Origin of the sequence: Yersinia ruckeri ATCC 29473 (assembly GCF_000754815.1) — a bacterium.
Taxonomy (GTDB): Bacteria; Pseudomonadota; Gammaproteobacteria; order Enterobacterales; family Enterobacteriaceae; genus Yersinia; species Yersinia ruckeri.
Genome location: NZ_KN150747.1, coordinates 2,248,596 through 2,270,296, shown reverse-complemented (window position 1 = coordinate 2,270,296; position 21,701 = coordinate 2,248,596). Strand labels below are relative to the sequence as shown.

The following is a 21,701-nucleotide window of genomic DNA, read 5'->3' as shown; positions in this document are numbered from 1 at the left end:
TCATGTAAGATAATTGTGAAACAATCGACAAGTTTATTTTAAATAACTTATTTCTCCATTATATAAGTAAAGTAATCGGATTATAATGCAAGACAGTGTTATGGCTAATCCATCAAGCCATAATTAATAAATAAAAATCGATTTGTATAAAAATTGTCTGATGACATAACGTGAATCAATGAACCCAAAACAACCCGCACGTCAGACACGCCCAGCGACGTAGTCTGTTTAGTGGAAGGGAAAGTCATAGGGTCTTTCCACAGCAAAAAATCGATTGGCCTATTACCGCAGATGCTGTCAATAAGATGGCTGGCAGAATATATCTAGCTATACGTCTGACGCAAGAGCGTACCCATTCTACCAGCGCCGGCTTACTGCATCGTTTTAGATAGAGTAAAAATCTGCATCACTTCATCCAGAGTATCAGCCTGATCGGCCAGAGAATCAGTTGCCGCAGAGGCTTCCTCAACCAATGCTGCATTTTGTTGCGCAATTTGTTCTAATTGCGCAATGGCAATATTAACCTGCTCAATACCGCGACTCTGTTCATCAGAAGCCATCGCAATGCTGCCGACAAAATCTTTAACTTGATCAACCTCATCAAGCAATATTTTCATATCCTCACTGGAATGAGCCGCCATATCAGAGCCTTGTTTGATTTTATGCACCGAGTCTTCAATCAGCTCTTTAATTTCTTTGGCTGAGACAGCACTGCGTTGTGCCAGATTACGAACCTCCGACGCAACGACGGCAAAACCTTTACCCGCTTCCCCTGCTCTCGCCGCCTCTACCGCTGCATTCAATGCCAGTATATTGCTCTGAAACGAGATAGAGTCGATCACACCAATAATATTAGATATCTTCTCCGAACTTTGATTAATCGCCACAATATTATTGGTAATATCCGCAATATTAGTACCATTCTTTCTGGCCAATACGCTCATATTATTCCTGCGTAATCGCCGCCCTTTTTCTGTCAATGCCAAAATAGCGATAAATCAACGCTTATCTTCATTTCTTTAAACATTAAAACCACACTACAGTAATAATTGTATAGGGTTCTTATCAGATGTTTATTTTTGAACTTTATTTCATGGCGGGATTTAAATATTATTAACCACAATGTGATTTAAATGAAGGTGATAGTGTGATGTTATCTTAAATTTATAGTGGTATACACCAATAAAATCACCCATTGCAATATGTTTATTATTGCAGGAAAACCAATTTTATGAGAAGCCGCATGACGAAATAACAATCTATGTTTCTATACCACAATTTAATGCCATTATTCCCCCAATAAACAGAATAAACCAATGGGAGTTTTCCCCTTCATCCCTGTGGATCACTTCTCAAATATGGCGATTAATTATCCATAAAATATAATGGGGCACACATTCATGCCCCTCTGTCATATGGGTTATGGGTTAGTCTCTTTTAAACCACGGTTTATCAACATAGGTTCAATCTCGGGTGCCTTGCCCCGCCAGTCGATATACAGTTTTTCCAGATCCTGGCTATTACCGCGTGACAATATCTTGTCACGTAAACGCTGGCCATTTTCACGAGTTAATCCACCATTTTCCTTCAGCCCCTCAAAGGCATCATCAGCCAGCATTTCTGTCCAAAGATAAGCATAGTAACCGGCGGCATAACCGTTGCCCCAAATATGCTGGAAATAGCTGGAACGATAACGTGGTGGCGCATAGCTCAGATCGATGTTGTCACGCCGTAGCGATTCCCTCTCAAATAAATCAACATCCTGTGGCGGCTGGCTAGCACTTAGCGTATGCCAGTGCATATCCAACAAGGCGGCTGACAGCAACTCCGTCATGCTATAGCCTTTGTTGAACTTATCGGCTTTTTGGATTTTATCCACCAATGCCGGTGGCATAGGTTCGCCGGTTTGGTAATGTTTCGCATAATGGGAAAACACTTGGGTATCGCTGGCCCAGTATTCATTTAGCTGCGACGGAAACTCAACAAAATCACGTGCCGTAGCGGTTCCAGATAGGCTTGGATATTGCTGATTGGCGAAAAAGCCATGCAGGGCATGACCAAATTCATGGAATAACGTGATAACTTCATCATAGGTTAACAATGCAGGTTGACCGGTGGCTGGTTTGCTAAAATTAGCCACGTTATAAATCACAGGTTTACTGCCTAATAACTTAGATTGATCGACAAAATTACTCATCCAGGCTCCGCCACCTTTATTATCACGCTTAAAGTAGTCGGTATAGAATAATGCCAGCGGTTGACCATCGTTATCAATCACGTCATACACTCGCACATCTGGATGATAAACTGGCAAATCCTTTCTTTCTTTAAAGCGGATACCAAACAGCTGGTTAGCTGCGTAAAACACCCCATTATTCAACACATTATTTAATTCAAAATAGGGTTTAATCTGCGATTCATCTAATGCGTATTTGTCCTTACGCACCTGTTCAGCGTAGAACTGCCAGTCCTCTGGCCCGAGTTTAAATCCACCTTTTTGTCGATCGATAACAGCCTGAATATCTTTCGCTTCACGCTCTGCTCGCGCCGTCGCAGCCGGAACAATATTTCGCATAAAGCTCAGTGCCGCATCTGGCGTTTTTGCCATCTGGTTTTGTAGCTTCCAAGCAGCATAGTTCGGGAATCCCAATAGCTGAGCCTGTTCGGCGCGAATTTTTGCCTGGCGAGAAATGATGTTCCGCGTGTCATGAACATCGCCTTTCTCTGTCCGGTTCCACGAGGCATCAAATAGTGCTTTCCGTGTGTCTCGATCGCTCAGATTCTGTAATGCTGGTTGCTGGGTGGTATTTTGTAACACCAACAGCCATTGCTGACCCAACTGTCGATCATGAGCTGCCTGCGCCGCTGCGGCCAACTCGGCTTTGGATAATCCGGCCAACGCCGCTTTCTCATTGATGGCTAGCGCACCCTCTTTAGTCGCCGCCAATAATCTATGAGTAAACTGAGTGCTCAAGCTGGCCGCTTCTTGATTAAGCGCTTTAAGCTGGATTTTATCTGCATCAGAAAGATTGGCTCCAGCCAGCACGAAGTTGTGATAGATCACGTTCACCAAGCGAAGTGACTCATCATCAAGGCCGAGAGTATCCCGTTGGTGATAAACGGTCTTGACCCGCTTAAAAAGTTTACTATTCAGCATGATGGCGTCGTTTAACGCCGCCAGTTTTGGCGATGTGGTTTCATCTATTTGCCGCAACGTATCGCTGGAATGGGCAGACGTCATTGCGCCAAAAACATTTATGACTCGAGTCAGGATCGCGCCCGACTTCTCCAGCGTCACAAAAGTATTCTCAAAGGTTGGCGGCGTCGGATTATTGGCGATGGCATCCACTTCTGCCAAACGCTCAGCGATACCAAGATCGATCGCCGGCTCATAGTCACTTTCTTTAATCAGATCAAAAGGTGGCGCAGAAAAAGGCAACGAACTACGGCTAACAAAGGGATTTGGACTTTTAACATCCGTTTTCCCACTCAACCGCGATTTATTATTTGGGTCACTGCTGAGCGTTTCAGTAGAGTGCCCCTGCCCTGTAAGTGCCATACTCATGGCTAAAACTAAAGTTGATACACGCATCAAACGCAACGCCTCCATGTTTATGTTTAAGACACTGTTATTGCCTTCCCAGCTTAGGCGCAATGACGATTTTCAGCAAAAACAAACTATTAAACCGCTAAAATATGTCGATAATACCGAGGATTCATCCATCTTTATCCGACGGGCTTGATTCCCGCCCATCGATTTCATTTATCGGGTACCGAATAGCCCGTAGCAATAGGGAGATATTTATGAGCCAACAACAGTTACCGAAAGACTTTCTGTGGGGGGGTGCCGTAGCGGCACATCAGGTTGAAGGCGGCTGGGACAAAGGTGGAAAAGGTGTCAGTATTGCCGATGTTCTCTCCGGCGGCTCGCACGGGGTTGACCGCATAATGACTGACGGCGTGCTTGAGGGTTATGATTATCCTAATCATGAAGCCGTCGACTTTTATAGTCATTATAAAGAAGATATCGCGCTGTTTGCCGAAATGGGCTTTAAGTGTTTCCGTACATCCATTGCCTGGACGCGTATTTTCCCGAAAGGCGATGAGCAGCAACCCAACGAAGCCGGTTTACAGTTCTACGACGACATGTTTGACGAGTTGCTAAAATATGGTATTGAGCCGGTTATTACCCTGTCTCACTTCGAAATGCCGTGGCATTTGGTCAAAATGTATGGTGGTTGGAAAAATCGAAGGGTAGTTGATTTATTTGTTAAATTTAGTGAAGTGGTGATGGATCGCTACAAAAATAAAGTCAAATACTGGATGACGTTCAACGAAATTAATAACCAACGGAATTGGCAATATCCTCTGTTCGGTTATTGCTGCTCCGGGGTCGTATACACAAAACAAGAAAATCCAGAAGAAACTCTGTATCAAGTACTGCATCATCAGTTTGTTGCCAGCGCCAAAGTGGTCAAGTTAGGACACGCTATTAATCCTGAATTTCAGATTGGTTGTATGGTCGCCATGGTGCCATTGTATCCGTTCTCCTGTCATCCAGACGATATGATGTATTCCGTTGAAGCGATGCGTGAACGTTTCCTGTTCGGCGATGTACATATGCGTGGCTATTATCCTTCATACATATTGAAAGAATGGGAGCGTCGCGGCTTTAATATTAAAATGGAGCAGGGCGACCTTGAAACACTGCGTGATGGCTGTGCCGATTATATGGGACTCAGTTATTATATGAGTAATGCGATATCCGCCACCAATCCGGGTAATGGTCATTCGCTTTCCGGTTTTGCCGGCAGCGTACCCAATCCACATGTAAAAGCTTCTGATTGGGGTTGGCAAATTGATCCTGTGGGTTTGCGCTATTCACTTAGCCTATTATATGAGCGTTACCAAAAACCGTTGTTTATTGTTGAAAATGGTTTCGGTGCCATTGATAAAGTAGCGGCAGATGGCATAGTTCATGACGATTACCGTATTGCTTATCTCAAAGCTCATATTGAGCAAATGAAGAAAGCAGTATTTGAAGACGGTGTTGACTTAATGGGATATACCCCTTGGGGTTGTATTGATTGTGTGTCATTCACTACCGGTGAATACAGCAAGCGCTACGGTTTTATCTATGTTGACAAAAACGATGATGGCACTGGTACAATGGCTCGCTCACGTAAATTAAGTTTTGACTGGTATAGAAAGGTGATTGCCAGTAATGGCGAGTTGCTTTAAAAACTAATCAGCACTGAATTTGGGAGAGGCTGTTAATTTCTATTTAGACGGCCTTTCCTCGCTAAAATAATCTCCCGTTCCGTGAGGTGTCGCTATCAGATAACCTACTCTCCTTGTTGTCCATGTCAGATATCATAAAACCGCACTCCGCCTATCAGCGGACTTATTCGGTAGTTTTATCGTGCTGTGACGCCAGTTGCACCTCCACAGAATTCACTCTGCGATTATTATCACAATGGATTAAACGTTTATTCAAACAAACACCGTTACTCATGATAAACCTGGCCAACGACAGCAAAGTAGAATGACACAGGGCTAAACCATACCTATATCATTGGCAAACATTTCATAGCATAAACGCATAAAATTAAGCTTGCGAAAATAGTATTCTCATTCTTAATGAGAGTATGTTATGTGTTAACCCTATCGATTTCTCACAGTCGACATTCTCTGCTAAAAATATTCACATTCTACATTGGCGCAAGTTCAGTAATAAAGCCATTCCCTAGCCAGGCGGAGCCAGAGACAAAAAAAGTCACTTAAATACAATTGCTTATTACTTCACTTTTTTTATCTCTAGAAAAGCGCTAGTCACTACTGGCTATCCTCTCTTTAGGAAAAAAGTATCGTTTTATAATCATATCTATGCATTCTTGTCTTGATAGTAATTTATTTATTAGATTATTTTAAAGAATGCATGAAAATATTATTTTTGATTAGTTATTAATCAACGCCATTGTCTTTTGTAGTTAAAAAATATCATTTATAATTTATTGCACTATATAGCTCGCATAAATATAATTTATGATGAGTACTACGCATATGTCTTATCAAGTAAATAGAAATGAACATTCAAGGATTTCTAAGCGAGACAATCCGCTTTTTGAATGATAAAATTCAAGCATATATGTTAAATGCCAGTAGTATTAATTATTGGGAAAAATAAATGTTAGAAATTTTCGATGTCAGTTATGAAGAATTAATGGATATGAGGTCTGATGATCTTTACAGGTTAAGAAAGAAAACGTTTAAAGATCGGCTTCAATGGGCAGTGAACTGTAGTAATGACATGGAGTTTGATGAGTACGATAATCCTAACACACGATACCTACTCGGAATTTATGGAAATCAGCTTATTTGCAGTGTTCGTTTTATTGAACTTCACCGACCTAATATGATCACTCATACCTTTAACGCTCAGTTCGACGATATAATATTACCGGAAGGTAACTATATCGAATCGAGTCGTTTCTTTGTTGATAAATCTGGGGCAAAAACACTGTTAGGTAACCGCTATCCCATCAGTTATGTATTATTTCTTGCGGTGATCAATTATACCCGACATCACAAGCATACCGGCATTTATACTATTGTTAGCCGTGCCATGCTAACAATACTAAAGCGTTCCGGTTGGCAATTTGACGTCATTAAAGAAGCTTTTGTTAGCGAAAAAGAACGTATCTACCTGCTCCGTCTTCCGGTTGATAAACACAACCAGGCTCTGTTGGCATCGCAGGTTAATCAGGTTCTACAGGGTTCTGATTCAGCATTGCTGGCTTGGCCCATTTCGCTGCCCGTTATACCAGAACTGGTTTAATCAACTCCAGTTCGACACCCAGTCTGATTGCCTGGCGGGCGTTAATTACTCCCAGCTTTTTCACCACATTACCCATGTGATGTTTAACCGTTCGGGTAGTAATGCCAGCAATCAGAGCAATTTCCGGATAAGTTTTACCCATACTTGCCCAGTGGAGCACTTCATTTTCTCTCGGGGATAAAATCCCTTTGCCTGATGTATCAGTATTTTTTCCATTCGAGACACCGAGTTTATTTTGTTCCAGCATCAGCATTTTTTCGTGAATCTTGATCAGGTTCATTTGTAACCTGTCTTTATCACTCTCAATCCGACTATTCAGCCCTTTATCTGCATTATTGTCCATAATCAACGATAACATGGCCAGATTATTCATATGATCATGAAGAACAAAAGTGAATCCGTTAACAATGTTGTATTTTTTGGAAAGCGCAAAAATCTTTGATGATTTAAGATCGGAAAGGATGGTGATATTTTCATCCCACGCGAAGGGTGAAATTCGCTTGAACGCGGTAAGTACAATGGGGTCGATATGTTGGTAATTTTGGCTAGTATAGATATCAGCCCACTCGTCTGGATAACTCGTTACAATAAAGACATCCACAGGATTCTTTTTGTCGATCACCATATAGGTATATCTGGGACTGTCGTAGCGCTCCAGTTTTCTATCGATATAATCACGTATTGTTTCTATTATCTGCTCATCATTTTTGATCGTTGAAAACATTCTCCTTCTCCCAAAGCTTAAACTGCTTCCCTTTTGATTTTTCAAAGTATTCCTGTCTTAAAGTACAGTAAACCATCACACCTTAGTACAGCTATCGTATCACGATTACATCTGTATAATCAGTCGCATCTGTTGGACGATAAAAAAACCTGACTACACTGTAGCCAGGGGCAATATTAGCCAACACCAGGGAAAAAGTAGTTATAACAAATAAAAATGTTACAGAAGTACATTCGTTTGTGCAAGTACGGCTTCTGTAGCATTTAATAAAATCTGCGTCATTCATGGTTATTTAGCATCTACCCTCGTATTTTATCTGTCTCCTCATCGCCACTATCACGCTTCAATCGCCAATAGCACCTATTTCTAATTTTATGTAAAAATATGAGTATAAAAAACCTATTCGGATATCTTGGATTTCACTACTTTATCAGAAGCATATCTGTGTGTTTTGGTGCCGCTTTTATGTCCAAGAATAGCGGTATATAAGCCGAATAATACTGTTGTCTTCAATCAAGTTTATTCATTTGATTCGTCCGTCAATACCAAAATTTGCCCGAGCGATAAACATCAGGCCACGACTGATAAATATCATGATGATCGGGGTAAAGAATGGCTGGTGTTCGCTGTTTAATTGGGGTTGTTTTTTGTACAGTTTTGCAGAAGGGTTTTGCAGAAGAAATGTTAACTAGTTGAAAAACCCACGGAAGCATAAGCCCCCGTGAAGTTTTATCAAACTATCAATATCACATATGCTTAATAATAGCGTTACCAAACTCTGAACATTTCAGTAACTTAGCGCCTTCCATCAAACGTTCGAAGTCGTAAGTTACAGTCTTGGCCTGAATCGCGCCTTCAGTGCCTTTAATGATTAAATCAGCGGCTTCAGTCCAGCCCATATGACGCAGCATCATTTCAGCGGACAGAATAATAGAACCTGGGTTCACTTTATCCTGACCAGCATATTTAGGTGCCGTGCCATGTGTCGCTTCAAATAATGCGCATTCGTCACCAATATTGGCTCCCGGAGCAATACCGATACCGCCAACCTGTGCCGCCAGAGCGTCAGAGATATAGTCGCCGTTCAGGTTCATACAGGCAATCACATCATATTCAGCTGGACGCAGCAGAATCTGTTGTAGGAACGCATCGGCAATCACGTCTTTAATGATAATTTCTTTGCCATTATTTGGGTTTTTAATCTTGACCCATGGGCCACCGTCAATCAGCTCACCACCAAATTCCTCACGCGCTAACTGGTAACCCCAGTCTTTGAACGCGCCTTCGGTGAACTTCATAATGTTGCCTTTATGAACCAAGGTTACTGATTCACGATTATTGGTAATCGCATACTCAATTGCCGCGCGTACCAAGCGTTTAGTCCCTTCTTCCGAGCACGGCTTCACGCCGATACCACATTGCTCAGGGAAGCGGATTTTCTTAACGCCCATTTCTTCACGCAGGAACCTAATCACTTTCTCAGCTTCTGGTGAACCCGCTTTCCATTCGATACCGGCATAAATATCTTCGGCATTTTCACGGAAGATCACCATGTTAGTCAGCTCCGGATGTTTTACCGGACTTGGCGTACCTTCGTAATAACGTACCGGACGCAGGCAAATATACAGGTCAAGCTGTTGACGCAAGGCCACGTTCAGAGAACGAATACCGCCGCCAACAGGCGTGGTCAACGGGCCTTTAATGGCAACGCGATAATCGCGAATCAGATCCAGTGTTTCTTCTGGCAACCAAACATCTTTACCGTACACCTGGGTAGACTTCTCACCGGTGTAAATTTCCATCCAGGAGATTTTACGCTCGCCGTTATAGGCCTTCTTCACCGCTGCATCCACTACGTTGATCATAGCAGGAGTCACGTCAACGCCGATGCCGTCGCCTTCAATGAACGGAATGATTGGGTTATTAGGAATCACTAATTTACCCTGAGCGTCGACCGTAATTTTTTTACCTTCTGCCGGAACAACTACTTTGCTTTCCATCAACCTCTCCTTCAGCGTAATTTTTGTTAATGCCTTGTAAGAATCGTGTCAATAGTACTTGAATATTCGTTTCACGCCAATCCAAAACGGATTGATGTATAATGCGCTAATCAAATGGAAGCGCAATAATCATGAATAAAATCTCTGTTAAAAATCACAAAGTTAACCGATTCAGCTCCAAAGCGCAGACGAAAATAGCGCCAGTGAAAGGCCCTCGCCGCATTGTGTTACTGAATAAGCCTTTTGATGTATTACCACAGTTTACCGACGAGGCTGGACGGGCAACATTGAAGGGATTGGTTCCTTTTAATGATGTTTACGCCGCCGGGCGGCTCGATCGTGATAGTGAAGGTTTACTGGTGTTAACCAACGATGGGAAACTACAAGCCAGATTGACCCAGCCGGGGCAAAAAACCGCTAAAGTCTATTATGTGCAGGTCGAAGGTGAGCCGGACGAAGAGGCGCTACGTCATCTGCGTCAGGGCGTCATACTGAAAGATGGCCCAACACTGCCAGCCGATGCTGAAAAAGTGGAGCAACCTGAATGGCTTTGGCCACGTAATCCACCGATTCGGGAGCGCAAATCCATCCCGACCCATTGGTTGAAAATGACGCTTTATGAAGGCCGCAATCGACAAGTGCGCAGAATGACCGCACACATTGGTTTTCCGACCCTGCGCCTGATCCGTTTTAGTATGGGGAATCTCACTCTAGGGAATTTACAACCTGGAGAATGGAAGGAGATCAGCGATGTTTAAACCTCATGTGACCGTCGCTTGCGTGGTACATGCTCAAGGCAAGTTCCTTATCGTCGAAGAAACCATTAATGGTAAAGCGCTATGGAATCAGCCCGCCGGCCACTTGGAAGCAAACGAAACCTTACTACAGGCAGCTGAACGCGAGCTGTGGGAGGAAACCGGTATCCGCGCCGTGCCACAATCATTTCTACGTATGCATCAATGGCGAGCACCGGATAACACTCCTTTTCTGCGTTTTGCTTTTGTTATTGATTTACCGAGAGAATTACCAACTCAGCCTCATGATAGCGATATTGATCGCTGCCTGTGGTTAACCGCCGATGAGATTTTGCAGGCGACTAATTTGCGCTCACCGTTAGTCGCAGAGAGTCTCCGCTGTTACCAGCAGCCACAGCGTTATCCTTTGGCTATCATCGGCACTTTTAGTGGCTCGTATTAGTCAGCGCGACGGGTTAATTCAGGTAATTTGGCTGAAGCATTGATTCTGCGGTGCGCCCCGACGGGCAACGTGATAAAATCCGGCGCTTGATTTTATCATGCTTTGTTTGCCGCGCAATGCGATGCGGATGACCCGTTTTCAGCACGCCGGCGTTATGTTAGTGAGACTTCCATGTCAGATAACAGCCAGAAAAAAGTAATCGTCGGTATGTCCGGCGGCGTCGATTCTTCCGTTTCCGCTTACCTGCTCCAACAACAGGGTTACCAGGTTGCTGGCCTGTTCATGAAGAACTGGGAAGAAGACGATAATGAAGAATATTGCTCCGCAGCGACCGATTTGGCCGATGCTCAGGCAGTGTGCGATAAGCTGGGCATGGAGTTACACACCGTCAATTTCGCCGCAGAATACTGGGATAACGTTTTTGAACTCTTCCTTGAAGAGTACAAAGCGGGTCGAACGCCAAATCCGGATATTCTGTGCAACAAAGAAATCAAATTTAAGGCCTTTCTGGAATTCGCCGCTGAAGATCTCGGTGCCGATTATATTGCTACCGGCCATTACGTGCGCCGCCATGATGTCAATGGCAAAAGCCAGCTACTACGTGGTCTGGACAGCAATAAAGATCAGAGCTATTTCTTGTATACTCTTGGTCACGATCAGTTGGCGCAAAGTCTATTCCCCGTTGGCGAGCTTGAGAAACCGGAAGTTCGTCGCATTGCAGAAACCTTGGATCTGGTGACCGCGAAGAAAAAAGACTCCACCGGTATCTGTTTTATTGGCGAGCGTAAATTCCGTGATTTCCTGGCTCGTTATCTGCCAGCTCAACCCGGCCAGATTCTGTCAGTCGATGGCCAATACCTTGGAGAACATCAAGGGTTGATGTATCACACTCTCGGCCAGCGTAAAGGTCTGGGCATCGGTGGCACCAAAGAAGGTGGCGATGACCCGTGGTATGTGGTGGATAAAGACGTCGCCAACAACGTCCTGGTGGTGGCGCAAGGTCATGAACACCCGCGTTTGATGTCTACCGGGCTGATCGCCCAACAGCTACATTGGGTCGATCGCCAAACGGTTATCGCACCGTTTCGCTGCGTGGTGAAAACGCGTTACCGTCAGCAGGATATTCCCTGCACGGTGACACCACTGGATGATGAGCGCATTGATGTGTGCTTTGACCAGCCGGTTGCAGCAGTGACTCCCGGCCAGTCAGCCGTGTTTTATCAAGGTGAAGTGTGCCTCGGTGGTGGGATTATCGAATCGCGCCATCCATTAAGCGAAACGGCATAATAAGAAACTCTACAGGAGTGACCGTGGCAAAGAATTATTATGACATCACGCTGGCGCTGGCAGGAATCTGCCAATCTGCCCGTTTGGTTCAACAATTGGCCCATGAGGGACAGTGTGACAACTCCGTGTTGCATACGTCCCTCAATAGTGTGTTATTGACCAATCCAGACTCGACTCTGGCGGTTTTCGGTGGGGAGGAGAAGCGCCTCACTATGGGGTTGGAAACCCTGCAAGTGGTGTTGAACGCCAATCGTCAAGGATCGAGCGCCGAGTTGACCCGCTACGTCCTCAGTCTAATGGTGCTGGAACGTAAGCTCAATGCCAAAAAATCTGCGATGAATATGCTGGGTGAGCGGATTAGTCAGTTGGATCGCCAGCTCGCACATTTCGACCTTGAATCAGAAACCATGATGAGTGCGTTGGCATCAATTTATGTTGATGTTATTAGTCCGCTCGGCCCACGGATTCAGGTTACTGGCAACCCCACTATGCTACAAAGCACGTTAGTACAGGCTAAGGTTCGCGCGGCACTGTTAGCTGGCATCCGTGCCACTGTGCTCTGGCAGCAGGTTGGCGGAAGCCGTCTACAACTTATGTTTTCCCGTAATCGTCTGTTTAAGCAGGCACAGAGTATTCTCGCTCATTGTTAAAATTTGATCCCAGGAGTTGCTACCGATGGAATTATCCTCACTGACCGCCGTATCCCCGATTGATGGACGCTACGGCGATAAAGTCAGCGCACTGCGCGCTATCTTCAGCGAATTTGGTTTGCTGAAATTTCGCGTGCAGGTCGAAGTACGTTGGCTGCAAAAACTGGCAGCCTGCGCAGAAATTAAAGAAGTTCCCGCTTTTGATGCCAACGCAAACGCTTACCTTGACAAGATCGTGGCAGATTTCAATGAACAAGATGCCCTGCGCATTAAGACCATTGAGCGCACCACCAACCACGATGTCAAAGCCGTTGAATACTTCCTGAAAGAAAAAGTGGCAAGCATCCCGGCGCTACACGCCGTGTCTGAATTCATCCATTTTGCCTGTACTTCAGAAGATATTAATAACCTGTCGCATGCCCTGATGCTGCAAACGGCTCGTCAGGACGTGATCTTGCCGTTTTGGCGTCAACTGATTGATGCCATTAAAGCGCTCGCCCATCAGTATCGCGATTTGCCGCTGCTGTCTCGCACTCACGGTCAACCAGCGACGCCGTCCACCGTCGGTAAAGAAATGGCTAACGTGGCCTATCGCATGGAACGCCAGTATCGCCAATTGTCCCAGGTAGAAATTCTGGGGAAAGTCAACGGTGCTGTCGGTAACTACAACGCTCACATGGTGGCTTATCCAGAAGTTGACTGGCATCAGTTCAGTGAGAGCTTTGTGACTGGATTGGGTATCAACTGGAACCCGTACACCACTCAGATCGAGCCGCACGACTATATTGCAGAACTGTTCGATTGCGTGGCGCGTTTTAACACCATTTTAATCGATTTCGACCGTGATATTTGGGGTTACATCGCACTGAACCACTTCAAGCAAAAAACCATTGCTGGCGAGATCGGTTCTTCCACCATGCCACATAAAGTTAACCCGATTGACTTCGAAAACTCCGAAGGTAACCTCGGTTTATCTAATGCCGTATTGGGACATCTGGCCGCCAAGCTGCCGGTTTCCCGCTGGCAGCGCGATCTCACCGACTCCACCGTGCTGCGTAACCTCGGTGTCGGTCTGGGCTATGCATTGATCGCCTACCAGTCCACCATGAAAGGCATCAGCAAGCTGGAAGTGAATGAAGCGCATTTGCGGGACGAACTGGATCATAACTGGGAAGTTCTGGCTGAACCGATCCAAACTGTGATGCGTCGTTATGGCATTGAAAAACCGTATGAAAAGCTGAAAGAATTGACTCGCGGCAAACGCGTTGATGCCGCTGGCATGCAAGCCTTTATCGATGGATTAGCGCTGCCGGAACAAGAAAAAGTACGCCTGAAAGCCATGACACCGGCAAATTATATTGGCCGTGCCATCACTATGGTCGACGAACTGAAATAAGCATTATCCGCAGGCGGTATTTTTCCGCCTGCCTTTCACCTGCCCAGCCCCGTTTACCTTTCATTTACTTACTCTCCTGCCTTGTTGAACCCGCGTTTAATCATGTGCCTTGATAATTATCTGCGTTAAACAAGGAAACCAAAACCAATAGGAGCAGTTATGTTTAAGAAATCGTTGATCGCAGTGGCACTTTTCAGTACCAGTACTCTGGCTATCGCAGAAGATTATACCTTTATCAGTGGTGGCTATCAGTTCGGTGTCATTGATAACAAACAAAGTTTCGATAAACAATTTAATAAATCTGATACCAGTCATATTGGCAGCAATAACATGCACGGTTTTTATTTAAACGGCGGTTATGGCTTTGAAAATAACCTTTTCCTGACCGCCCGTCTTAATGCCATCGCTGATAATGATCGTGGCCTGGGTGAAGGTGTTTTAGGCCTCGGTTACCATTTCGCTCTGTCGTCTGATGCAGATATGTATATGCTGGCTGGTGCCAGTCGCCATGCCATGACCTATGATGTGAAGAAAAGTAGCGATAAAACGGAAGCATATAATAGCGCTACCGGTGAAATTGGTATCAAAACCAAGTTATCTGAAGACGTCGGAATCGGCGCGGCTTACCGTCTTGCCGAATATGACAACAAAATGTACCACGAAGGTCGTCTGTCTGCGGACTATGCACTGACACAAAATCTTGCAGCTGAAGTGGGTTATATCTACCATAACTGGAAAGTTAACGATCAAATCGGCCAGGCTGGCTTGCGCTATAATTTCTAAGCGATTAATTTCGCCCTTATTTTACCGGGTAATACTTTACCCGGTTCACGCTTTTTGAGGAATTGGGTATGCGTGTTTTAGTCGTAGAAGATAATGCTCTGCTGCGTCACCACCTTTCAGTTCAAATGCGCGAGATGGGCCATCAGGTCGATGCGGCGGAAGATGCCAAAGAAGCTGACTACTTTTTACAGGAACATGCACCCGATATCGCCATCATCGATTTGGGTTTACCCGGTGAAGATGGGCTAAGCCTAATTCGACGTTGGCGTAATCATCAAGCCAAACTGCCTATTTTGGTGCTGACTGCCCGTGAAAGCTGGCAAGATAAAGTGGCGGTACTCGAGGCCGGTGCCGATGATTATGTTACCAAGCCTTTTCATCTGGAAGAGGTGATTGCCCGTATGCAGGCATTGATGCGTCGTAATAGCGGCCTGGCATCGCAAATCATCGAGTTTCAGCCGTTCATGATTGATCTGTCGCGCCGCGAACTGTGCGTCAATCAACAGCAAATCAAACTGACCGCATTTGAATACACCATTATCGAAACTCTGATTCGTAACGCCGGTAAAGTGGTCAGTAAAGATACCTTGATGTTACAACTCTATCCCGATGCAGAATTGCGGGAAAGCCATACCATTGACGTCTTAATGGGTCGCTTGCGCAAAAAACTTCAGGTAGAACATGATAAAGATGTCATCACCACTATCCGTGGCCAAGGCTACCGATTTGATGCCAGCTAAACACCATGTTTAAAAAGAACAGTAAACCCTTCTCCCTACGCGCCCGCTTTCTGATGGCGACAGCAGGTGTCATTCTAGCACTGTCACTGTCCTATGGTATGGTCGCAGTTGTCGGTTATATCGTCAGTTTTGACAAGAATACCTTCCGTGTCCATCGTGGGGAAAGTAACCTATTCTTTAGCTTGGCTCAGTGGCATGACAATAAACTCAGCATCACCATTCCCCCCGAGCTGGAGCTGAATGTCCCAACATTGGTGCTGATTTATGATCACAATGGCAATCTGCTGTGGCGACAGCGACATGTTCCAGAGTTGGAGTCTCATATTGAAAAAAGCTGGCTTAGTAAACCCGGCTTCTATGAGCTGGATACCGGGACTGAAATCAGTAGCGCGATGCTGGGGGATAACCCTGAAGCGCAAGATAAGCTGAAAAAATATGATGATACTGACAGCAGCGCACTGACACATTCAGTTTCCGTGAATAGATATCATGCCACCAACCGCCTGCCTGAACTCACCATTGTCGTAGTGGATACCATCCCGCAAGAGTTGCAGCGCTCTGATTTGGTTTGGAACTGGTTTAGCTATGTACTATTGGCTAACCTGCTGCTAGTGGTACCACTGCTATGGCTGGCGGCCTATTGGAGTTTACGGCCAATCAAAGCCTTGGTCAGTCAGATCAGTCAATTGGAAAAAGGTGAACGCGAGCAACTTGATGAAAACCCGCCAAGAGAACTACTCAGTCTGGTGCGTAACCTGAATATTCTACTGACCAACGAACGTCAGCGCTATACCAAATATCGCACGACTCTGTCCGACCTTACTCATAGCCTGAAAACGCCGCTGGCCGTGTTGCAAACGACGCTACGCTCTTTGCGCTCAGGAAAGCAAACGACTATTGAAGAAGTAGAGCCGATCATGCTGGAGCAAATTAGCCGAATTTCTCAGCAAATTGGCTACTACCTACATCGAGCCAGTATGCGCTCGGAACACAGTGTATTAGCGCGGGAAATCCATTCAGTTACCGCATTGCTGGACAGTTTATGCAGTGCGCTCAATAAGGTTTACCAACGTAAAGGGGTCGTGCTGACGTTAGATATCTCTCCTGAAGTGACCTTTATGGGGGAGAAAAATGACTTTATGGAAGTCATGGGCAATGTGCTGGAGAATGCCTGTAAATATTGTCTCGAGTTCGTCGAGATTACAGCCCTGTATTCGGAAAAAGAGTTAACCATTGTGGTGGATGATGATGGTCCCGGCATTCCGGAAAGCAAGCGTGAAATGATTTTCAAACGCGGTCAGCGAGTAGACACTTTACGCCCCGGTCAGGGCTTGGGTTTGTCCGTCGCAGCCGAAATTATTGAACAATATCAAGGGCGAATTTCCGTCACCGAAAGCCCCCTCGGCGGAGCGAAAATGTTAGTGACCTTTGGCCGACAGCAAGACCATCACGATGAATAACCGACGTTATTAACCTGTTGACCAAAACACCGTCAGCCAATGATCATGGCATGATTAAAAAACACCCACATTATCAGCACGCGATAATATCAGCGCTAATATTTGCCACTCAGCCCCTGATACTGACTTGCGCCATCCGTTATAATCATTCGCAAGCTCACTCAATCCCTGGAATAAAAAATGGACTATCAACTCGATCTGGATTGGCAAGACTTCCTGCAACGTTATTGGCAGAAACGCCCGGTAATTCTGAAGCGTGGCTTCAAAAACTTTATCGATCCAATTTCCCCCGATGAATTAGCCGGGTTGGCAATGGAAAGTGAAGTCGACAGTCGTTTAGTCAGCCATCAGGATGGCCGCTGGCAAGTGGGGCACGGGCCTTTCGAAAGCTACGATCACTTGGGGGAAACCAATTGGTCCTTGCTGGTTCAGGCCGTTGATCACTGGCATGAACCATCCGCAGCACTGATGCGTCCTTTCCGAGCATTATCTGACTGGCGGATGGATGATTTGATGATCTCCTATTCGGTTCCTGGCGGTGGCGTTGGACCACACTTGGATCAGTATGATGTCTTTATCATTCAGGGAAGTGGTCGCCGCCAATGGCGTGTGGGCGAAAAGGTGCCCATGAAGCAACACTGTCCACATCCTAATCTGCTACAAGTTGGGCCATTTGATGCCATCATTGATGAAGAAATGGAACCAGGCGATATTCTGTATATTCCGCCGGGCTTCCCTCATGAAGGCTATGCACTGGAAAATGCACTGAACTATTCCGTCGGTTTCCGTGCGCCCAATAGTCGGGAATTAGTCAGTGGCTTTGCCGATTACGTTTTAGCTCGAGAATTGGGCAGTAAGCGTTACAGCGATCCTGATCTGAAACTACGCGATCGCCCTGCTGACGTGCTGCCTGAAGAAATGGATGCGCTACGCCAGATGATGCTGGAGCTGTTCCAACAACCTGAACATTTCCAGAGTTGGTTTGGTGAGTTTGTTTCTCAATCCCGCCATGAGCTGGATATTTCTCCGCCGGAACCGCCGTATCAAGCAGGTGAGATTTACGAGGTACTCAATCAAGGTGAAGATTTGGTCCGCTTGAGTGGCCTGCGGGTTATCCGCGTGGGTGACCGTTGCTATGCCAATGGTGAATTGATTGATACGCCGCATCTGCTGGCCGCTGATGCTTTATGTCAGCATTACAGCGTAAATGCCGAGATGTTTGGTGATGCTCTGGACGATCCTTCCTTCCTCGCGATGCTGACTGAGTTGGTCAACAGCGGTTATTGGTATTTCCGTGATTAATCGCCGCCGCATCTGATATAGAAATAACTACGCCCCTTTGGTTTTACCTTAGGGGCGTTTTTTTGTTGAAGCCTTGTTCGAATAGCCACTAAGGTTAGCGGATAGCCATTGCGCCCTTCTCAACCTGTAGCGGCCGTTGCTTCGCACGTAATGCCGTGAGTTCAGCGAGGCGCATAATCACCGCAACCGCCTGTTCCATACCTTCCAACGTAATAAACTCATGTTTCCCGTGGAAGTTATAACCACCGGTAAAGATATTAGGGCAAGGCAACCCACGGAACGACAGTTGAGCACCATCAGTGCCACCACGAATCGGTTTCATGATCGGTTCAATATCACAATCCCGCATCGCCTGTTCGGCCAGTTCGATGATATGAGGATGTTTTACAATATGCTCTCGCATATTGTAATAACTGTCATCAATAATGATTTCGATATAGCAATCACGATGTAGGCCTTTTCCGACCTGTTTGGCGATATCCACCATGTATTTTTTGCGTGCTTCAAACCCTTCCCGACTAAAGTCACGCACTAGGTAACTCATTTCAGCGCGCTCTACCGTACCCTTGATGCTCTGCAAATGGTAGAAACCTTCATAACCCTCGGTGTGTTCTGGAGCTTCTTCTACCGGAAGTGATTGATGGTAACGCGTCGCTAACGCCAAGGCATTGACCATCACGCCTTTGGCGTTGCCGGGATGCACATTATTCCCAACGATTTTGATCGTCACTGAAGCTGCATTAAAGTTTTCATACTCCAGCTCGCCAACAGCGCCGCCATCAACGGTATAAGCCCAATCAGCATTAAATGCTTTCACATCAAAGAACTGTGAACCTTTACCAATCTCTTCATCCGGCGTAAAGGCCACACGAATAGTACCGTGGGGAGTATTTTTTTGCTTGAGTCGAACCATCGCCGTGATGATCTCGGCAATACCGGCTTTATCATCGGCACCAAGTAACGTTTTACCATCGGTGGTAATCAGCGTGTGCCCCAACAGTTGGTGCAATACTGGGAACATCACTGGCGACAGAATCTCATCGCCCATTCCCAACGCAATATCACCGCCACGATAATTTTCGACAATCTGCGGGTTAACGTTTTTACCGCTAAAATCGGGCGCAGTATCCAGATGAGCAATAAAACCAATGGTCGGCACTTCCCAGGCGACATTAGCGGGTAGCGTTGCCATCACACAACCGTGTTCGCTTAAAGTGACTTGATCCAAACCCAGCGCCAGCAACTCTTGTTGCAACGCCATAACCAACTTGCGTTGCCCATCGGTGCTCGGCACGGATTTTACCTTAGCTTTTGATTGTGTATCGAAAGAGACATAGTTAAAAAAGCGATCGAGTAATTTGTCCATGGTTCCCACCCTTAGAATGATGGATATCATTATGGGGAAGTGATCACGATCAAATATTGCGTCAGGTCAGTTTTAAATAAACTTAAGCCGGAATAATAACCCGCTGACATAAAATGACGCGAGGCATCATAATGATGCCCCTGCCGAGAAAAGAAAACGGTAGGTGAATTATTCTCCCTGACGATTCTCGCCACGCGTCGTCAGGAATTCACGAATATACTCAGGCACCACCTTACTGGCCAAACCGTAATGTTTCTCATCAAACTGGCTTTCAACCTGGCTCGGTTCCAGATTCAGTTCAACGGTATGGGCGCCGTGCAGCGCAGATTCATGGACAAATCCGGCCGCCGGATAAACATGGCCCGAAGTCCCGATTGAGATAAAGAAATCAGCTTCAGCCAGCGCCTGATAGATATCATCCATACCCATCGGCATTTCACCAAACCAGACAATGTGTGGGCGCAGCGGCGAAGGAAACTGACAGCAGTGGCAACGCTCATCCGCGCTAAGATCACCCAGCCAATCCAGCACCTGTCCCGATTGGGTACAACGTACTTTAAGCAATTCACCGTGCATATGAATCACCCGCTTGCTACCCGCCTGTTCATGCAGGTTATCAATATTCTGTGTCACCAGCAGGAAGTTATCGCCCAATACCGCTTCCAGATCCGCCAGTGCAAAATGCGCGGCGTTTGGTTGCACATCAGGCTGCTGTAATTGACGGCGGCGCGCATTGTAAAATGCCTGTACCAGCCCCGGATCGCGGAGGTAGCCTTCCGGCGTGGCCACATCTTCGACTTTATGCTCCTCCCACAGGCCGTCGGCGGCGCGGAAAGTGCGGATACCCGATTCGGCAGAAATACCCGCACCAGTCAGAACGACCACAAAAGGCTTCTTCATGTCTGTAGTGGCAGTATTGTCCCGATGAAAAATACGGGAGCGAAAACGTTGATGTCGCAAATGTTTATTCTTACGAAAGCGACACAGCCGATGACGAATGCGCATAACCTTTTGCCTCTTTTTACTTTATTTATAATGGGTTTCTGTCAGAAAGGTGCAAGAATGCCGCTCCACGCACGCCACCTGCATCCCCATAGCGAGCTTTTTCAATCCGTGGCAAACGCGCGACGGGAAGTAAATGTGCAGGTAAACGTTGCTCAAGTTCCTGATAGAGATGTTCAAAATTCGACAATCCGCCACCAATGACCACCAGATGCGGATCGAGAATAGTCAGTAAGTTACCCAGACAAATAGCTAAAACCGCCATAAAACGCTCTACATGCTCGATAGCTTGCACATTTCCAGCATAATAATACTCAATAATTTGCGCGGCAGGTAACGCATGGCCGTAAAAGTGGGCATACATCCATTCAAATCCGCGGCCAGAGATGTAATTTTCGATACAGCCCCGTTGGCCACAACCACAAGTGACGCGTGGAATATCTGCCCCCAAAACATCGAGCGTATCCAGCGGTAAACGAAAGTGACCAAATTCACCGGCAATATGATTACGTCCCGTGACCACCTGACCGTTAAGAATAATGCCACCACCGACGCCGGTACCCAGAATAATCCCTAGAACACTAGGATAAGCTTGAAACTCTGGATCCCAAGCCTCGGATAATGCGAAACAATTGGCATCATTATCAATACGGACTTCCCGCTCAAGAATACGGCAAAGGTCTGCCTGCAAGGGTTTGCCCATCGCGGCAGGCACATTGGCGGTAAATAATGTGCCGTCATCGTTGGGTAATCCGGGGATACCGATACCGACGCTCCCCTGCGTACCGCAAAATACATCGGCTTCATGAGTGAGTTCAGTGAAAACCTGTAATAATTGCGAGTAATCCTGTTTCGGGGTGGCTACACGTTTATGCCAAATACGCTGTAAATCCGCATCAAATATGCCCAACTCGATTTTGGTACCACCCATATCAAAACCGTAGTACATATGCCCG

The 21,701-nt window shown here is 46.0% G+C and carries 19 protein-coding genes; 12 read left to right on the top strand and 7 right to left on the bottom strand.

What is annotated here, in order from left to right:
- Nucleotides 1-371 precede the first annotated feature (371 nt).
- Both DJ39_RS10055 and dcp read right to left on the bottom strand, forming a co-directional pair.
- Nucleotides 372-944, bottom strand: a complete 573-nt coding sequence (locus DJ39_RS10055; protein ID WP_004719053.1) for a methyl-accepting chemotaxis protein — start codon at nucleotides 942-944, stop codon at nucleotides 372-374.
- Between the two features lie 476 nt (nucleotides 945-1,420).
- Nucleotides 1,421-3,559, bottom strand: coding sequence for a peptidyl-dipeptidase Dcp (gene dcp / locus DJ39_RS10050; RefSeq protein WP_004719052.1), 2,139 nt, complete (start codon nucleotides 3,557-3,559; stop codon nucleotides 1,421-1,423).
- 4 nt (nucleotides 3,560-3,563) lie between these two features.
- Between dcp and DJ39_RS18115 the strand changes: the two genes are divergently transcribed.
- The 3 genes from DJ39_RS18115 to DJ39_RS10040 all read left to right on the top strand — a co-directional run bounded on the left by DJ39_RS18115 (nucleotide 3,564) and on the right by DJ39_RS10040 (nucleotide 6,838).
- Nucleotides 3,564-3,743 carry a hypothetical protein gene (locus DJ39_RS18115; RefSeq protein ID WP_004719051.1) on the top strand — a complete coding sequence of 60 codons (180 nt, stop codon included), beginning with the start codon at nucleotides 3,564-3,566 and terminating at the stop codon, nucleotides 3,741-3,743.
- 61 nt (nucleotides 3,744-3,804) lie between these two features.
- Nucleotides 3,805-5,241: a 6-phospho-beta-glucosidase gene (locus DJ39_RS10045; protein WP_004719050.1), complete on the top strand. Its 1,437-nt coding sequence runs from the start codon at nucleotides 3,805-3,807 to the stop codon at nucleotides 5,239-5,241.
- Between the two features lie 946 nt (nucleotides 5,242-6,187).
- Nucleotides 6,188-6,838 (top strand): acyl-homoserine-lactone synthase, encoded by a 651-nt coding sequence (locus tag DJ39_RS10040; RefSeq protein ID WP_038245616.1) that lies wholly within the window; start codon nucleotides 6,188-6,190, stop codon nucleotides 6,836-6,838.
- On the opposite strand, the gene DJ39_RS10035 is transcribed toward DJ39_RS10040, so the two are convergent.
- Both DJ39_RS10035 and icd read right to left on the bottom strand, forming a co-directional pair.
- A complete protein-coding gene (locus DJ39_RS10035; RefSeq protein ID WP_004719049.1) occupies nucleotides 6,819-7,562 on the bottom strand; it encodes a LuxR family transcriptional regulator in 744 nt (247 codons plus the stop codon). The two genes, DJ39_RS10040 and DJ39_RS10035, sit on opposite strands and share 20 nt — an antisense overlap.
- A 746-nt stretch (nucleotides 7,563-8,308) precedes the next feature.
- Nucleotides 8,309-9,562, bottom strand: coding sequence for an NADP-dependent isocitrate dehydrogenase (gene icd, locus DJ39_RS10030; protein ID WP_004719048.1), 1,254 nt, complete (start codon nucleotides 9,560-9,562; stop codon nucleotides 8,309-8,311).
- A 131-nt stretch (nucleotides 9,563-9,693) separates the two neighbouring features.
- Here icd and rluE point away from each other — a divergent pair, with 131 nt between their 5' ends.
- The 9 genes from rluE (at nucleotide 9,694) to DJ39_RS09985 (ending at nucleotide 18,377) form a co-directional block, all read left to right on the top strand.
- On the top strand, nucleotides 9,694-10,320 hold the full coding sequence (gene rluE, locus DJ39_RS10025) for a 23S rRNA pseudouridine(2457) synthase RluE (RefSeq protein WP_004719047.1): 627 nt from the start codon (nucleotides 9,694-9,696) through the stop codon (nucleotides 10,318-10,320).
- Nucleotides 10,313-10,759, top strand: a complete 447-nt coding sequence (locus DJ39_RS10020; protein WP_038241663.1) for an NUDIX hydrolase — start codon at nucleotides 10,313-10,315, stop codon at nucleotides 10,757-10,759. The genes rluE and DJ39_RS10020 overlap by 8 nt, the downstream gene beginning before the upstream one ends.
- Nucleotides 10,760-10,930: 171 nt before the next feature.
- Complete coding sequence (gene mnmA / locus DJ39_RS10015; protein ID WP_004719044.1) at nucleotides 10,931-12,046, top strand: tRNA 2-thiouridine(34) synthase MnmA; 1,116 nt, start codon at nucleotides 10,931-10,933, stop codon at nucleotides 12,044-12,046.
- Nucleotides 12,047-12,069: 23 nt separating this feature from the next.
- Nucleotides 12,070-12,696 carry a high frequency lysogenization protein HflD gene (gene hflD, locus DJ39_RS10010; RefSeq protein WP_038251340.1) on the top strand — a complete coding sequence of 209 codons (627 nt, stop codon included), beginning with the start codon at nucleotides 12,070-12,072 and terminating at the stop codon, nucleotides 12,694-12,696.
- 25 nt (nucleotides 12,697-12,721) lie between these two features.
- A complete protein-coding gene (gene purB / locus DJ39_RS10005; RefSeq protein ID WP_004719042.1) occupies nucleotides 12,722-14,092 on the top strand; it encodes an adenylosuccinate lyase in 1,371 nt (456 codons plus the stop codon).
- Between the two features lie 159 nt (nucleotides 14,093-14,251).
- A complete protein-coding gene (locus DJ39_RS10000) occupies nucleotides 14,252-14,875 on the top strand; it encodes an outer membrane beta-barrel protein (protein ID WP_004719041.1) in 624 nt (207 codons plus the stop codon).
- 68 nt (nucleotides 14,876-14,943) lie between these two features.
- The gene (gene phoP / locus DJ39_RS09995; RefSeq protein ID WP_004719040.1) at nucleotides 14,944-15,615 is read left to right on the top strand and encodes a two-component system response regulator PhoP; all 672 of its coding nucleotides are present in this window, start codon (nucleotides 14,944-14,946) and stop codon (nucleotides 15,613-15,615) included.
- A 5-nt stretch (nucleotides 15,616-15,620) separates the two neighbouring features.
- A complete protein-coding gene (phoQ, locus tag DJ39_RS09990; protein ID WP_004719039.1) occupies nucleotides 15,621-17,075 on the top strand; it encodes a two-component system sensor histidine kinase PhoQ in 1,455 nt (484 codons plus the stop codon).
- A 180-nt stretch (nucleotides 17,076-17,255) separates the two neighbouring features.
- Entirely contained in the window at nucleotides 17,256-18,377 is a 1,122-nt protein-coding gene (locus DJ39_RS09985) for a ribosomal protein uL16 3-hydroxylase (protein ID WP_004719038.1), read from the top strand.
- A 94-nt stretch (nucleotides 18,378-18,471) separates the two neighbouring features.
- Here DJ39_RS09985 and pepT read toward each other — a convergent pair whose 3' ends face one another.
- From pepT to nagK, 3 genes are all read right to left on the bottom strand, one after another.
- Nucleotides 18,472-19,743: a peptidase T gene (gene pepT, locus DJ39_RS09980; protein WP_004719037.1), complete on the bottom strand. Its 1,272-nt coding sequence runs from the start codon at nucleotides 19,741-19,743 to the stop codon at nucleotides 18,472-18,474.
- A 168-nt stretch (nucleotides 19,744-19,911) separates the two neighbouring features.
- Nucleotides 19,912-20,748 carry a Sir2 family NAD+-dependent deacetylase gene (cobB, locus tag DJ39_RS09975; RefSeq protein ID WP_038241648.1) on the bottom strand — a complete coding sequence of 279 codons (837 nt, stop codon included), beginning with the start codon at nucleotides 20,746-20,748 and terminating at the stop codon, nucleotides 19,912-19,914.
- 25 nt (nucleotides 20,749-20,773) lie between these two features.
- On the bottom strand, nucleotides 20,774-21,694 hold the full coding sequence (nagK, locus tag DJ39_RS09970) for an N-acetylglucosamine kinase (protein WP_038241696.1): 921 nt from the start codon (nucleotides 21,692-21,694) through the stop codon (nucleotides 20,774-20,776).
- Nucleotides 21,695-21,701 lie beyond the last annotated feature (7 nt).